Raw genomic sequence first — 14791 nt, forward strand, 5'->3', positions numbered from 1 at the left:
CGGCAGCGGGCCCCGGCCGTGGCACACGACCGCGCGGAGCACCATGGCGAGCACCGGGACACCACCCGAGACCCCCGACCGGTCGGCCGACGCCGGGCGGGTGCTGGGCCGCCGGCGGAACTGGCTGACCCCCGTGGTGCTCAGCGCCCTGGTCGCGCTGGGCCTGTCCCTGCTCTACATGGGCAACATCCTGACGCCGCAGAAGCACCTGCACCGGATGCCGATCGCCCTGGTCGACTCCGACGCGGGCCCGCCGCTGCCGGGGCAGTCCCGCCCGCTCGGCGCGCAGGTCGTGGAGCAGGTGGCGGCCGGCACCCCGGCCGGCGAGATCGACTGGCGGCGGGTCAGCCGGGCGGAGGCCCAGCGCCAGCTCTCCTCCGGCAAGGTGTACGGGGCCCTGGTGGTCCCCGAGGACTTCTCCCGCGCGGTGGCCGCGCTGACCACCGCCGACGCCCCCGCCCGCCCGAAGCTCCAGGTGCTCACCAACCCCGGGACGGGCAGCCTCGGCTCCGGCATCGCGAGCCAGGTCAACCAGGAGGCCGCGCACCGGGTCTCGCTGGCGATCGGCGGCCAACTGGCCGCCACCGCCACCACGGAGACCGCCAAGGTGTTCCTGACCGACCCGGTCGAGGTGGTCACCGAGGTGGGCCACCCGATCGGCGAGCACAGCGGCTCCGGCCTCGGCGCGTTCTACTTCACCCTGCTGCTGCTCCTGGCGGGCTTCATGACCGCCAACATCGTGCACGCCGGACTCGACGTCTCGATGGGCTTCGCGGACGCCGAGATCGGCCCCTTCCACCTGCGCGAACCCACCCTGCGGATCAGCCGCGCCCAGGTCCTGCTGGCCAAGATGGGCATGACGGCGGCCGTCGCGCTGGTCTCCGCCAGCCTGGTGATGCTCGCCGCGGTCGCCGTCCTGGGCATGGAGGCCCCGCACGCCTGGCAGCTGTGGCTGTACTCCTACTGCGCCGTCACCACGGTCGGCCTGGGCGTGCTGGCGATCATCGCCGCGTTCGGCAACGTCGGGCAGTTGATCGCGATGTTCGTCTTCATCGCCTTCGACCTGCCAGCCTCCGGCGCGACCGTGCCGCTCAGCGCCTCACCCGGCTTCTACCGCTTCCTCGGGGTGTTCGAGCCGATGCGGCAGATGGTCGACGCCGTCCGGTCGATCCTGTACTTCGACGCGCAGGCCGGCGCCGGGCTGGTCCGCGGCTGGCTGATGCTGCTGCTGGGCGTCGTGGTGGCCCTGGCCTTCGGCTTCGGCATGACCCGCTACTACGACCGCCGGGGCATGCGCTTCGAACCCGGCCACCGCTCCTGAGCCCCCGGCTCCGGACCGCCGTCACCGCCGCCGGGCGCCCGCCACCTCCCCGGACGCCCGGCGGGCCGTCTCACCACACCGCGCCCGCCACCCCCGCGCCCGCGAACGACAGCGCCGTGCCGAGCAGCACCGAGACCGCCAGGTACAGCCCCGACAGCGCGAGCCGCCGGGTCGAGGCCAGCGTGAAGACCTCGTACGAGAAGGTCGACCAGGTCGACAGCGCCCCGCAGAAACCCGTGCCCAGCAGCAGCAGTCCGTCGGTGTCCAGGCGGCCGCGCAGCGCCGCCTCGGAGAGGAAGCCGAGCAGCAGGCAGGCCGCGGCGTTGGCGGCCAGCGTCCCGTACGGGAACGGGCTGCGCACCCGGGACTTGACGGCCACCCCGGTCAGGTAGCGGGTCGGCGCGCCGAGCAGGCCGCCGGCCAGGACGAGCAGCCAGTCAGCGACCACCGGACGCCTCCTGGTGCGCCGGGACGCCCACCGCGGCGCGGGCCGCGAACACGCCCAGCACCACGCCGGCCAGCGCCGCCAGCACCGTCAGCAGCAGGTAGGCCGCGGCGGTGCCGTAGGCGTCGCCGCGCACCAACTCCCGCACGTTGTCCGTGTAGTGGGAGAAGGTGGTGAACCCGCCGAGGAAGCCGGTGCCCAGCAGGGCGCCCGCCAGCCGCTTCTGCCGGGGGAAGCGGGCCGCCAGCACCGTCATCAGGGCGCCCATCACCAGGCAGCCCACCGCGTTGACGGTGAGGATCGGCCACGGGAACGCCGTGCCCGTCGTCGGCCACAGCCGCTCCACCCCGTAGCGGGCCCCCGCGCCGAACGCCCCGCCCACCGCCACCGCCCCGACCACCGGCAGTTGCCGGCCCGGGGCGTGCTCGGAGTGGGCGTGGCCCGGGGGCCGGGCCGGACGGCCCGGGTGGTCCTTCAGGTCGAGGTACGGGTTGGTCATCGGGCTCCTCCGAGGGACGCCGTGGGCCGATCGGGCGAAAAGCGCGAACACGTGGGTGACCCGTCCGGCCGGTCGGACGGAACGGGATAAGAAGTGACAGGCGGTCATGTTCGGTACGAAACAGCGTATTTGACGCAGACCGCCGGTCCGCGGACATTCGGGAGCGAGACGTGACGCACGGAGCCGAGGAGCGTTCCCGCAGCGCCCTGGAGCGCGGGCCGCTGGCCTACCTGGCCGCCTCGCTGCGCGGCGTCGGGCAGGTCGACCTGCAACCGCAGCTGCTCACCGGGGCATTCATCCTCGCCGGGCTGTGGGCGGCCGGCTGGAAGGTCGGCCTGTTCGCCACCCTCGGCACGCTGGTCTCCACCGCCGCCGCCCACGCGTTCGGCGTCGACCGCGGCTCCATCGCGCTCGGCCTCCAGGGCTACTCGGGCTGCCTCACCGGCATCGCCCTGATCACCTCGCTCGGCCACCACCCCGCCACGTACGTCCTCGCCGCGGTCGGCTGCGTGCTGTGCACCGTCCTGACCGCCGCCCTCACCACCCTGCTGCGGCCCTACGGACTGACCGCGCTGACCGCCCCGTTCTGCGTGGTCTCCGGGGTGATGGTGCTCGGGGCCCCCTCCTTCGCCCGGATCTGGCACGGCGCGCCCGCCCCCGTCGCCGACCCCACCAGCGGCGACACCGGCATCACCTTCTCCGACCTGTGGCACGCCTTCTTCACCAACGTCTCGCAGGTCTTCCTGGTGGACAGCTGGTACGTCGGCCTGATCATGCTGGTCGGCCTGGCCTGCGCGGGCGTCCGGGTGCTGCTGGCCGCCGCGCTCGGCTCGGTCGCCGGCATCGTCACGGCCTGGGCGCTCGGCGCGCCCACCGCGCAGGTCTCCGCCGGCATCTACGGCTACAACGCCGTCCTGGTCGGCATCGCGCTCGGCGCGGTCTTCCTGGCCGCCACCCCGTGGAACGCCGGCTACGCGCTGTTCGGCGCGGCCCTGTCCACCGGCCTGACCGCCGCCGTCACCTCGCTCTTCAAGCCCTTCAACGGCCACACCTTCACCTGGCCGTTCATCCTCACCACCTGGGTGCTGCTGGCCGCCGTCCCGCAGCTGCCCAGGCTGCGGGCCGCCGCCAGCGGCTGAGCACCCCGCCGCACCCCGTCCCCGTCCCCGTCCCGTCCCCGTCCCGTCCCCGTCCCGTCCGAGGAAGGCACCCACCGATGAACCTCGCGCCCCGCGAGATCGACAAGCTGGTCGTCTACGTGGTCGCGGACCTGGCCCGCAAGCGCCAGGGCCGCGGCCTCAAGCTGAACTACAGCGAAGCCGTCGCGCTGATCACCGAAGCCATCCTGGAAGCCGCCCGGGACGGCAGGTCCGTCGCCGACTGCATGGAACTCGGCCGGCACGTGATCGGCGCCGACGCCTGCATGGACGGAGTGCGGCAGATGCTGCCGCTGCTCCAGGTCGAAGCCTCCTTCGTGGACGGCACCAAGCTGGTCTCCGTGCACGACCCCATCGGCGGCTGAGGGTGTCCGGCACCCGGATCCACGTCCTCGCGGTCTGCGGGCACGAAGCCGGGCACGGCACCGCCCTGCGGCAGCTCGCCGGGCCGGACACCACCGTGGTCACCAGCGGCCGGGAGCTCTACCGGGCGCTCGCCGCCCGCCCGGCCCGGCAGGACACCGCGGTCGTCCCGATGACGCTCGGCCGCGACCCCGGGCTGATCGCCGACGCCGCCCGCACCGTCCGCGCCCTGCCGCCCGACCTGCGCCGCACCGTCGCCGTCGCCGACCCGTTCGGCGGCCCCGAGCACCTGGTCGGCTGGCTGCGGGCCGCCGCCTCCGCCGTCCCCGCCGAGGCCGCGCTGCTGCTCACCGCCCCCGGCGGCGACCCCCACCAGGACGCCGAGCTGGACCGGGTCGCGCACCTGGTGCGGCGGTACGGGCGGCACCGGCTGGTGCAGACCGCGCTGCCGGGCGGCGACCCCGACCCGGCCGAGGGCGTGCGCCGCTGCGTGCTGCTCGGCGCCCGGCAGGTCGCGGTGCTGCCCGCGTCCTTCGTGCCCGCCGCCCCGCCGCCGGCCCCCGCCAAGGTGACCGTCCTGGACGCCGGACCGCTGCTCGGCCCCGCCGCGCTGGCCGCGGTGCTCTCCGCCCGGGCCACCGCCGCCGTCCGCCGCCTGCACGACAGCGGCGAGGACGGCCTCGCGGCCGCCCTGGCCGCCGCCGACCGGCACGGTCCCGCCCACAGCCACGGGCCGGACGGCGGCCACTCCCACGGGCCCGACGGCGGCCACGGCCACGACCACCATCCGCACCACGGGCCCGGGGCGGGCCACTCCCACGACCACGCCCCGCCGCCCCCGAAGGCGCAGCAGCACATCCACTCGTCCCCGCTGACGGCTGCAAGGAGTCACCAGTGAGTTTCGGCACGTACCTGTACGGCGACGGCGACATCGAGATCAACGCGGGCCGGCGCACCGTCGAGGTCGAGGTGGTCAACACCGGCGACCGGGCGATCCAGATCGGTTCGCACTACCACTTCTTCGAGGTCAACTCGGCACTGCGGTTCGACCGCGACCGGACGCTCGGCATGCACCTGAACATCCCGGCCGGCACCTCGGTGCGGATCGAGCCCGGCGGCACCCGCGAGGTCGAGCTGTGCGAGTACGGCGGCACCGGCCGGCTGGTCGGGTTCAGCGGCCTGCTCAACGGCAGCACGGTCTCCTCCCGGGCCCGGTTCGAGGCCTTCCACCGGGCCCTGGAACTCGGCTTCGAGGGCGCCGCCGAGACGCCCGCCGACAGGCCGGCGGACAAGCCGAAGCCCGGGGGCACGCCCGCCGACAAGTCCGCCGACAGGGGCCCGGGCAAGGGCTCCGCCAAGAAGAAGGGCGCCAACTGATGCCGATCATGACCCGCCGGCAGTACACCGACATGTTCGGTCCCACCGTCGGCGACCGCTTCCAACTCGCCGACACCAACCTGGTCGTGGAGGTGGAGAAGGACTACAGCGAGGGCCTGTACGGCGACGAGATCGTCTACGGCGGCGGCAAGAGCATGCGCGACGGCATGGGCGCCGACCCGCAGGCCACCGCCGCCCAGGGCGCGCTGGACACCGTGATCACCAACGTGGTGGTGATCGACCCGGTGATCGGCATCGTCAAGTGCGACATCGGGATCAAGGACGGGCTCATCGCGGGGATCGGCAAGTCCGGCAACCCGCAGACCCAGAACGACGTCCACCCGAGCCTGGTGATCGGCCCCGGCACCGAGGCGATCTCCGGTGAGCACCTGATCGCCACCGCCGGCGCGATCGACACCCACGTCCACCTGATCTCCCCGCAGCAGGCCCAGCAGGCGCTGACCAACGGCATCACCACCCTGATCGGCGGCGGCACCGGCCCCTCCGACGGCTCCAACGGCACCACCTGCACCCCCGGCCCGTTCAACATCGCCCGCCTGCTGGAGGCGTGCGAGGACGTGCCGGTCAACATCGGCCTGATGGGCAAGGGCAACGGCAGCCTGCCCGGCGCGCTGGACGAGCAGATCGAGGCCGGCGTCTGCGCGCTGAAGGTGCACGAGGACTGGGGCGCCACCCCGGCGGTGATCGACGCCGCACTGTCCGCCGCCGACCGGCACGACGTGCAGGTGGCGATCCACACCGACAGCCTGAACGAGTCCGGCTACTTCGAGAGCACCCGCTCGGCGTTCGACGGCCGCACCATCCACACCTTCCACTCCGAGGGCGCGGGCGGCGGCCACGCCCCCGACATCCTGCGGGTCACCGGCGAGCCCAACGTGCTGCCCTCCTCCACCAACCCGACGCTGCCGTACACCAAGAACTCGGTGGACGAGCTGCTCGACATGGTGATGGTCTGCCACCACCTGAACCACGACATCCCCGAGGACGTCTCCTTCGCCGACTCCCGGGTGCGGGCCGAGACCATCGCCGCCGAGTCGGTGCTGCACGACCTCGGCGTGATCAGCATGGTCTCCTCCGACTCGCAGGCGATGGGCCGGGTCGGCGAGTCCGTCACCCGCACCTTCCAGATCGCGCACCACTGCAAGGACCAGCGCGGCCCGCTGGAGGGTGACAGCGCCCGCAACGACAACCAGCGGGTGCTGCGCTACCTGGCCAAGGTCACCATCAACCCGGCCATCGCCACCGGCATCGCCGACCACGTCGGCTCGCTGGAGACCGGCAAGCTCGCCGACATCGTGCTCTGGCCGATCCACTCCTTCGCCGCCAAGCCCAAGATGATCATCAAGGGCGGGATCATCTCCTGGGCCCAGATGGGCGACCCGAACGCCTCGCTGCCCACCCCCCAACCGGTGCTCTACCGGCCGATGTTCGGCCAGTTCGGCCGGGCCCAGCAGTCCACCCACGTCACCTTCATGTCGCAGGCGGGCATCGCCGCGGGCGTCCCCGAGCGGCTCGGCCTGCGGCGCAAGGTGCTGCCGGTGCGCGGCACCCGGGTGATCGGCAAGCACAACATGGTGCGCAACAACGCGCTGCCGAAGGTCGAGGTCGACCCGGAGACCTTCAAGGTCACCCTGGACGGCGAGGTCGCCACCATCGAGCCCGCCCAGTCGCTGCCGCTCAACCAGCTGTACTTCGTGGTGTAGCGGATGTTCCTCAGCCCGGACGACCGCCCGGAGCCCCCGTCCCCCGAGCAGCCGTCGCCACGGCCGCAGCCGCAGCCGCCGCTGCTCGGGGGGCTGTCCGCGCTGCTGGTCAGCCTCCAGCTCGCCGACTCCGCGTTCCCCAGCGGCTTCTACACCCTCTCGCACAGCCTGGAGGGCTACGCCCAGGCCGGGGCCGTCACCCCCGACACGCTGCCCGCGCTGCTCGCCGACCTGCTGCGGCACGCCGTCGGCCCGGGCGACGCCACCGCCCTCGCGCTGGCCCACCGGGCCACCACCGCGGGGGAGCCGGACACCGTCGCCCGGGTCGACCGGCGGCTGTACGCGGGCAAGCTGAGCCGTGAGATGCGCCAGGCCGCCACCCGCACCGGGCGGCAGCTGCTCGACCTGGCCGCGGAGGTCTTCGACCGCCCCCCGATCGCCGCCTACCTGCGGCTGGTCGAGGAGCGCCGGGCCCCCGGCTGCCAGGCCGTCGCGGCCGGCGTGGTGCAGGCCGCCGCCGGGGTGCCGGTCGGGCAGGCCGTGGCGAGCGACCTGTTCGCGTTCAGCGCCAGCTTCGCCGGGGCGGCGCTGCGGCTGCGGCTGACCGACCACCGCAGGGCCCAGGTGCTGCTGCGCGGCGCCGCCCCCGTCATCGAGGAGACCGTCCGCGCGGCCCTCGCCCGTCCGGAGGCCGACCTCGGGTCGACCGCCTTCGCCTCCGACATCATGTCCGGCCGCCACGAGCGCGCCGAGGCGCGCCTGTTCGCCAGCTGAGCCACCGGCGGCGACCGCCGGAGGAAACCAGCAGCAACCACCAGCAGCAACCACCAGAGAAGGAGTGCCCGTGGACGACAACGTCCTGCGGATCGGGATCGGCGGGCCGGTCGGCTCCGGCAAGACCGCGCTGATCGAGGCGCTGGTGCCGGTGCTGATCGCCCGGGGCCACCGCCCCGCCGTGATCACCAACGACATCTACACCCAGGAGGACGCCCAGCACGTGCGCCGCGCCCTGGCCGGGGTCCTGGACCCCGAGCTGGTGGTCGGCGTGGAGACCGGCGCCTGCCCGCACACCGCCGTCCGCGACGACCCGACCATGAACCTGGCCGCGGGCGCCGAACTCCTGGAGCGCTTCCCGGAGGTGGACACCCTGCTCTACGAGTCCGGCGGCGACAACCTGACACTGACCTTCAGCCCGGTGCTGGCCGACGTGTTCGTGTTCGTGCTGGACACCGCCGAGGGCGAGAAGATGCCCCGCAAGCGCGGTCCGGGCATCACCGAGTCCGACCTGCTGGTCATCAACAAGATCGACATCGCCCAGTACGTGCGCACCGACATCGAGGTGATGGAGGCCGACGCGCACAAGGTCCGCGGCGGCAAGCCGGTCATCCTCACCAACTCGCTCGACGGCACCGGCGTGGAGCAGCTCGCCGAGTTCCTCGGCAGCCGCCGCAAGGCGCTGATCTGACCGTGGCCACCGCCCCGCCCCGGCCGACGGCGGCGACCGCCGACCGGCTCGACGCGGCGTACTGGTCCGCCGGCCGCCTCCCCGCGGAGGTGGCCGGCTGGGCCGCGCGCCCCGACACCCTCGCCCCCGGCTCGCCCGCCAAGGTCGGCATCCTCGACCTGGCCTTCGCCGTCCGCGCCGGCCGCACCGAACTCGTCGAGCGGTACCAGAAGACCCCGCTCCAGATCATGCGCCCGCTGTGGATCGACCCCGCCCGGCCCGACGCCGCCCACGTCTACCTGATGGCCACCGGCGGCGGCGTCACCCAGGCCGACCGCTACCGGATCGACGTCCGCTGCGGCCCCGGCACCCGGGTCCACCTCACCACCCAGGCCGCCACCAAGGTGTTCCGGATGGAACAGGACTACGCCAGCCAGCTGGTCCACCTCGAAGCGGCCCCGGGCGCGTACCTGGAGTACCTGCCCGACCCGCTGATCCCGTTCCGCGACTCCCGGTTCTACCAGCGCACCACCGTCACCGCCGCCCCCGGCTCCACCGTGGTGCTCGGCGAGACGATCACCGCCGGACGGCTCGCCCGCGACGAGCGGCACGACTACCGGGTGCTCGCCACCGACCTGGAGATCGTCCGCCCCGACGGCACCCCGCTCGCCGTCGACACCCTGCGGCTCACCCCCGGCGGCGACCGGCGCACCGTCACCGGCCCCGCCGTGTTCGCCGGGCACGACCACCTCGCCACCCTGTTCGTGGTCAGCGACCTGCGCCCCGCCGCCGAGATCGCCGACACCCTGCACCGCGCCCTCGACGGCCGCGGCCTGCGGTACGGCGTCTCCACCCTGCCCGAGGACGCCGGCGCCTGGCTGCGCCTGCTGGAGGACAGCCCCGTCCGCACCGCCGCCGCGCTCGCCGACGCCTGGCGGGCCGTCCGGCTGCTGCTCACCGGCACTCCCGCGCCCGCCCTGCGCAAGACCTGACCCGCCCGTCCCAGGAGGTAAACCCCCGTGCTCTCCGCGCCCCCGCCGATGCCGCCGGCCTACAACGCCGGCGACACGGCCTGGCTGCTGGCCTCCACCGCCATGGTCCTGCTGATGACGCCCGGCCTGGCGTTCTTCTACGGCGGCATGGTCCGGCTCAAGCACATCCTGATGATGCTGAAGATGAGCTTCGCCGCGCTCGCCTTCGGCACCCTGGTCTGGTGGGCGCTCGGCTACACCCTGGCCTTCGGGCCGGACGCCGGCGGGGCCGGGGTGATCGGCACCCTGGACCTGGCGTTCTTCCGCGGCATCGAGATCAACACGCTCAGCGGCGCCATCCCCACCTACATCTTCGCCACCTTCCAGATGGGCTTCGCGGTGGTCACCGTCGCCCTGATCAGCGGCTCGGTCGCCGACCGGGCCCGGATGCGCGGCTGGCTGGTGTTCGTCCCGCTGTGGCTGCTGGTCGTCTACGCGCCCGCCGCGCACTGGGTGTTCGACTCCCAGGGCTGGATCCACGACCGGCTCGGCGCGCTCGACTTCGCCGGCGGCCTGCCCGTCGAGCTCAACTCCGGCGCCGCCGGGCTCGCCGTCGCCGTCGCCCTGCGCGGCCCGCGCGACTGGGCCCGGCGCGCGGAGCGGCCCAACAACATCCCGCTGGTGGTGATCGGCGTCGGGCTGCTCTGGTTCGGCTGGTTCGGCTTCAACTCCGGCTCCGCGCTCAACGACCAGGGCACCGCCGCCGCGGCCTTCCTCAACACCCAGCTCGGCGGCGCCGCCGCGATGGTCACCTGGCCGCTGGTCGAGAAGTGGCGCACCGGGCGGGTCAGCACCACCGGCGTGGTCTCCGCGGGCGTGGCCGGCATGGTCGCCATCACCCCCGCCTGCGGCGAGATCGACCCGCTCGGCGCGGTGGTCACCGGCCTGGTCGCCGGGCTGGTCTGCGCCTGGGCGGTCACCCTCAAGTACCGCTTCGGCGTGGACGACACGCTCGACGTGGTCGGCGTGCACGGTGTCGGCGGCATCACCGGCCTGGTCATGGTGGGGCTGTTCGCCACCGCCCGGATCAGCGGGCAGAAGGGCCTGTTCCACGGCGGCGGCTGGAGCCTGCTGGGCAAGCAGGTGCTCGCCGTGCTGGCGGTGGCCGCGTTCTCCTTCACCCTGACCTGGCTGCTGGCCAAGCTCGTCGACGCCGCGGTCGGCTTCCGGGCCGCCGCCGCGTACCAGCACGTCCCCGGCGAGGCCGCCGAGACCGCCTACGACACCCTCACCGCCGAGCGCCTCGGCACCCTGGTGGACTCCGGCGCCGTCCGCAGCGACAGCGAACTCGTCCGGAAGATCGCCGAGTTGATCAGGACCAGGCGCGAGGACGGGAGCTGACGGGAGGCCCGCCGACGGGGCCGCCGGGGGCGGGCCGGGCAGCCGACCGGACAGCGGCCCGCGCAACGGCCCGGACGCACGAAAGGCAGGGAGCGCGCGCTCTCCTGCCGATATCAAACTTATACCGCAAGGGGGGCCTTGCGGCAAGGCCCCCCCGATGCCGCACAATCGCTGGTCTGAACCGGGGAACCCGCGCAAACAGCACGAACGGGGCAGACCGCGAGCAGCACGCGGACGGAGCGCGGCCGACCCGGCAGCGGATCGGAGTCACCACCCATGAACCAGCCGACGACCAGCGCCTTCGACCTGCCCGCGCGGCTCGCCGCCAAGGCGGACCCGGCCCTGATCGCCGCCGACGACCGGCACTTCGCCGAGGTCGCCGACACCCTGCGGCGGGACGTCGCGGAGCTGACCGCGCGCCTGGAGGAGGTGCGCCGCAGCCCCGGCGGGGCCGGGCAGGCCGCGATGGACCGCGACAACGAGGTGCACCGGCTCTCCGCCCGGCTGCGCACCCTGGGCCGCTTCGGCCACGACCTGTGCCTGGGCCGGATCGTCCGCGCCGACGACCCCGAGCCGATCTACATCGGCCGCCTCGGCCTCGCCGACGCCGACGGCCGCCGCCTGCTGGTCGACTGGCGCTCGCCCGCCGCCGAACCCTTCTTCGCCGCCACCCACGCCAACCCGATGGGCCTGGCCAGCCGCCGCCGCTACCGCTGGCAGCGCGGCCGGGTCGGCGACTACTGGGACGAGGTGTTCACCGCCGACGGCCTCGAGGGCCACGCCGCGCTGGACGACCAGTCCGCGTTCATCGCCAGCCTCGGCAGCTCCCGCTCCGCGCGGATGCGCGACGTGCTGGCCACCATCCAGGCCGACCAGGACGCCATCATCCGGGCCGGCTCGCGCGGCTCCCTGGTGGTCGACGGCGGCCCCGGCACCGGCAAGACCGTGGTCGCCCTGCACCGCACCGCCCACCTGCTGTACTCCGACCCGCGGCTGGGCCACCGCAAGGGCCGGGTGCTGTTCGTCGGCCCGCACCAGCCCTACCTGGCGTACGTCGCCGACGTGCTGCCCAGCCTCGGCGAGGAGGGCGTGCTGACCTGCACCCTGCGCGACCTGCTGCCCGAGGGCGCCGCCGTCGCGCCCGAACCCGACCCCGAGGTGGCCCGGCTCAAGGCCGCCGCCGGGATGGTGCACGCGATCGAGAAGGCCGTCGCCGTCTACGAGGAGCCGCCCGCCGAGGGCCGCAAGCTCTCCACCGAGTGGTACGAGCTGTGGATCGACCCCGAGGACTGGACCGAGGCGTTCGCCGCCCCCGGCCCCGGCACCCCGCACAACGAGGCCCGCCAGCAGATCCTGGACGAGCTGATCACCATCCTGCTGGACAAGAACGCCGACTCCTTCGACGACGAGGACGGCATCTCGCCCGAGGTGCTCCGCCGCGAACTGCGCCGCGACCCCGAACTGCTCGGCGCGCTGCGCCGCGCCTGGCCGATCCTGGAGCCCACCGACCTGGTCGGCGACCTGTGGACCGTCCCCGCCTACCTGCGGCTGTGCGCGCCCTGGCTGAGCCGCGAGGAGATCCGCACCCTCCAGCGCCCCGACCCGGCCGCCTGGACGCTCGCCGACCTGCCGCTGCTGGACGCCGCCCGCCGCCGCCTCGGCGACACCGACGCCGACCGCCGCCAGCGCGTCCAGCGGGCCCGGCTGGCCACCGAGCGCGAGCTGATGGACGGCGTGGTCGACCACCTGCTGACCTCCGACGACGACGGCGAGGGCGCGGTCGCCATGCTGCGCGGCGCCGACCTCCGCGAGGCGCTGATCGACCACGACGACCCCGAGCCGGTCCACCCCGACCTGCTGGCCGGGCCGTTCGCCCACGTCGTGGTGGACGAGGCGCAGGAACTCACCGACGCCGAGTGGCAGATGCTGATCGCCCGCTGCCCGTCCCGCTCCTTCACCATCGTCGGCGACCGGGCCCAGGCCCGGCACGGCTTCACCGAGTCCTGGACCGAACGCCTGGAGCGGGCCGGCCTGGAGCGGATCACCCTCACCTCGCTGACCGTCAACTACCGCACGCCGGAAGAGGTGATGGCCGAGGCCGAACCGGTGATCCGGGCCGCGCTCCCCGACGCCAACGTCCCCACCTCGATCCGGCGCAGCGGCCTGCCCGTGCACCACGGCGCCCGGGCCGAACGGGACGGGCTGCTGGCGGCCTGGCTGGCCGAGCACCCCGAGGGCACCGCCTGCGTGATCGGCGACCCGTTCTTCCCCGGCCTGCCCCGGGTCCGCTCGCTCAGCCCCGAGCTGGTCAAGGGCCTGGAGTTCGACCTGGTGGTGCTGGTCGACCCGGACTCGTTCGGCGACGGCATCGAGGGCGCCGTCGACCGCTACGTCGCGATGACCCGGGCCACCGGGCAGCTCGCCGTGCTGCGCTGAGCCCGGGCGCCGGGGGGCCGCGGCTCAGTCCACCGCCTCGGGGTGGGTGAGCCGCAGCTCCTCGATGTCCAGCCTGGTCTCCAGCGTGACCAGCACGGTGTCGTCGATCCGGTGCTCGGCGCGCAGCCGCACCAGCGCGGCCCGCTTGCGGGCCAGCAGGGCCAGGTGCAGCGCGGTGTCCCGGGGGTCGCGCGCGAAGGCGTCCGGGGCGTCGGAGGAGGTCAGGTCGGCCAGCGCGGCCTCGAGTTCGCGCCGGTAGCGCTCGACCAGCTCCCCGTCCGCGCCGACCTCGGCCGCCGCCTCCGGCAGCGCCGCCAAGGCGGTCCGCAGCACCGTCTCGTGGGCGAGCCGCTCCTCCGCGCCGTCCGCCGAGGGGTCCGGCAGCCGGGCCCAGCGCACCACGCCCGGCAGCACCAGGCCGGGCAGCAGGGTCAGCACGATCACGCCGAAGGTGACGAAGACGACCAGGTCCCGGTCCGGGAACGGCTCCCCGGAGTCCAGCACGGCCGGGACGGCCAGCGCCGCCGCCAGCGACACCGCGCCGCGGAACCCGGCCAGTCCGCTGACGATCCGGGCCCGGCCGCTGACCCGCCGGGCCCGCTGCTGCGGACGCCGGTCCACCGCCCGGATCAGGTACGCGGAGGCGAACAGGAACGCGATCCGGGTGCCGGTGAGCACCGCCGCCACCACGACCACCAGGGCCAGCGCCCGCGCCAGCGTGGTGGCGGCCAGCCCGCGCACCGCGCCCTGCGCCTCGATGCCGACCAGCACGAACAGCGCGCCGTTCAGCAGGAACGTCCCCAGCGACCAGGAGGCGACGATCTGCCGACGGGCCGCGGCGCTGCCGGTGGTCGGCGAGGTCTGACTGATGATCAGCCCGGCGGTGACCACCGCCAGCACGCCCGAGGACCCGATCGACTCCGCCAGCAGGTAGCTCCCGAACGGGATCAGCAGGAAGACCAGGTTCGCGCTCAGCGGGTCCGAGACCCGGCGCCGCACCAGCACCCCCAGCCAGGCCACCAGCCCGCCCGCCGCCGCCCCGCCCACGTACGAGAGCGCGAACAGCCAGGACACGTGCAGCACCCCGAGCGGCTCCTCGCCCACCGTGACGCCCACCGCCAGGCCGTAGACCACCAGCGCCGTACCGTCGTTCACCAGGCTCTCGGCCTTCAGCACCATCAGGTTGCGGCGCGGCAGCAGCCGGGCCACCACCCCCACCGCCGTCGCGTCCGTCGGCGCCACCGCCCCGCCCAGCACCCAGGCCGAGCCCCACGGCACCCCCGTCGCGTGCGCCGCCGCGGCCACCGCGCCCGCCGTCAGCACCACCAGCGCGGTGCTCGCCAGCACGATGCCGCGCAGGTTGCGCCGGATCTCCTGCAACGAGGAGGTCATCGCCTCCCAGTACAGCAGCGCCGGCAGGAACAGCAGCAGCACCGCCTCCGGCGGCAGCTCCACCTCGCGCAGCGCGGGCAGGAACCCCAGCAGCACGCCCGCGCCCAACTGCAGCACCGGCGCGGCGATCCCCAGCCGCACCGAGGCCGCCCGGCACGCCAGCAGCGCGACGCCCAGCAGCACGACCAGTTCCAGCCCGACCATCAGGGACCGCCGCCTCCCGCGCCGCCCGCACGGCCCTCCCGGACGGGGCCGCGCGCC

14 protein-coding genes are annotated in these 14791 nt (G+C 74.3%); 11 read left to right on the plus strand and 3 right to left on the minus strand.

What is annotated here, in order from left to right; all coding sequences use genetic code 11:
• Positions 1 to 43 precede the first annotated feature (43 nt).
• Positions 44 to 1321, plus strand: coding sequence for a DUF3533 domain-containing protein (locus tag ACIQVD_RS09725; RefSeq protein WP_402287400.1), 1278 nt, complete (start codon positions 44 to 46; stop codon positions 1319 to 1321).
• 70 nt (positions 1322 to 1391) lie between these two features.
• Here the strand turns inward: ACIQVD_RS09725 and ACIQVD_RS09730 are convergent, their stop codons facing one another.
• Both ACIQVD_RS09730 and ACIQVD_RS09735 read right to left on the minus strand, forming a co-directional pair.
• Positions 1392 to 1769, minus strand: a complete 378-nt coding sequence (locus ACIQVD_RS09730) for a fluoride efflux transporter FluC (protein ID WP_400679057.1) — start codon at positions 1767 to 1769, stop codon at positions 1392 to 1394.
• On the minus strand, positions 1759 to 2265 hold the full coding sequence (locus ACIQVD_RS09735; protein ID WP_402287404.1) for a fluoride efflux transporter FluC: 507 nt from the start codon (positions 2263 to 2265) through the stop codon (positions 1759 to 1761). Before ACIQVD_RS09735 ends, ACIQVD_RS09730 begins: the two co-directional genes overlap by 11 nt.
• A 170-nt stretch (positions 2266 to 2435) precedes the next feature.
• Here ACIQVD_RS09735 and ACIQVD_RS09740 point away from each other — a divergent pair, with 170 nt between their 5' ends.
• The 10 genes from ACIQVD_RS09740 to helR all read left to right on the plus strand — a co-directional run bounded on the left by ACIQVD_RS09740 (position 2436) and on the right by helR (position 13138).
• Positions 2436 to 3404, plus strand: a complete 969-nt coding sequence (locus tag ACIQVD_RS09740; RefSeq protein ID WP_402287407.1) for an urea transporter — start codon at positions 2436 to 2438, stop codon at positions 3402 to 3404.
• A gap of 77 nt (positions 3405 to 3481) precedes the next feature.
• Positions 3482 to 3787 (plus strand): urease subunit gamma, encoded by a 306-nt coding sequence (locus tag ACIQVD_RS09745; RefSeq protein ID WP_100839511.1) that lies wholly within the window; start codon positions 3482 to 3484, stop codon positions 3785 to 3787.
• 2 nt (positions 3788 to 3789) lie between these two features.
• Positions 3790 to 4683 carry a cobalamin biosynthesis protein CbiX gene (locus ACIQVD_RS09750; protein ID WP_402287411.1) on the plus strand — a complete coding sequence of 298 codons (894 nt, stop codon included), beginning with the start codon at positions 3790 to 3792 and terminating at the stop codon, positions 4681 to 4683.
• On the plus strand, positions 4680 to 5162 hold the full coding sequence (gene ureB, locus ACIQVD_RS09755) for an urease subunit beta (RefSeq protein ID WP_402287414.1): 483 nt from the start codon (positions 4680 to 4682) through the stop codon (positions 5160 to 5162). Before ACIQVD_RS09750 ends, ureB begins: the two co-directional genes overlap by 4 nt.
• Entirely contained in the window at positions 5162 to 6886 is a 1725-nt protein-coding gene (gene ureC, locus ACIQVD_RS09760; protein ID WP_400679063.1) for an urease subunit alpha, read from the plus strand. Before ureB ends, ureC begins: the two co-directional genes overlap by 1 nt.
• 3 nt (positions 6887 to 6889) lie before the next feature.
• The gene (locus ACIQVD_RS09765) at positions 6890 to 7660 is read left to right on the plus strand and encodes an urease accessory protein UreF (protein ID WP_400679064.1); all 771 of its coding nucleotides are present in this window, start codon (positions 6890 to 6892) and stop codon (positions 7658 to 7660) included.
• 70 nt (positions 7661 to 7730) lie between these two features.
• Positions 7731 to 8351: an urease accessory protein UreG gene (gene ureG / locus ACIQVD_RS09770; protein ID WP_402287418.1), complete on the plus strand. Its 621-nt coding sequence runs from the start codon at positions 7731 to 7733 to the stop codon at positions 8349 to 8351.
• Between the two features lie 2 nt (positions 8352 to 8353).
• Positions 8354 to 9322: an urease accessory protein UreD gene (locus ACIQVD_RS09775; protein WP_402287421.1), complete on the plus strand. Its 969-nt coding sequence runs from the start codon at positions 8354 to 8356 to the stop codon at positions 9320 to 9322.
• A gap of 27 nt (positions 9323 to 9349) precedes the next feature.
• Complete coding sequence (locus ACIQVD_RS09780) at positions 9350 to 10702, plus strand: ammonium transporter (protein WP_402287424.1); 1353 nt, start codon at positions 9350 to 9352, stop codon at positions 10700 to 10702.
• Between the two features lie 276 nt (positions 10703 to 10978).
• On the plus strand, positions 10979 to 13138 hold the full coding sequence (gene helR / locus ACIQVD_RS09785) for an RNA polymerase recycling motor ATPase HelR (RefSeq protein ID WP_402287427.1): 2160 nt from the start codon (positions 10979 to 10981) through the stop codon (positions 13136 to 13138).
• A gap of 24 nt (positions 13139 to 13162) precedes the next feature.
• On the opposite strand, the gene ACIQVD_RS09790 is transcribed toward helR, so the two are convergent.
• Complete coding sequence (locus ACIQVD_RS09790; protein ID WP_402287430.1) at positions 13163 to 14734, minus strand: Na+/H+ antiporter; 1572 nt, start codon at positions 14732 to 14734, stop codon at positions 13163 to 13165.
• Positions 14735 to 14791 lie beyond the last annotated feature (57 nt).

Source organism: Kitasatospora sp. NPDC090308 (assembly GCF_044769485.1).
Classification (GTDB): domain Bacteria; phylum Actinomycetota; class Actinomycetes; order Streptomycetales; family Streptomycetaceae; genus Kitasatospora; species Kitasatospora fiedleri.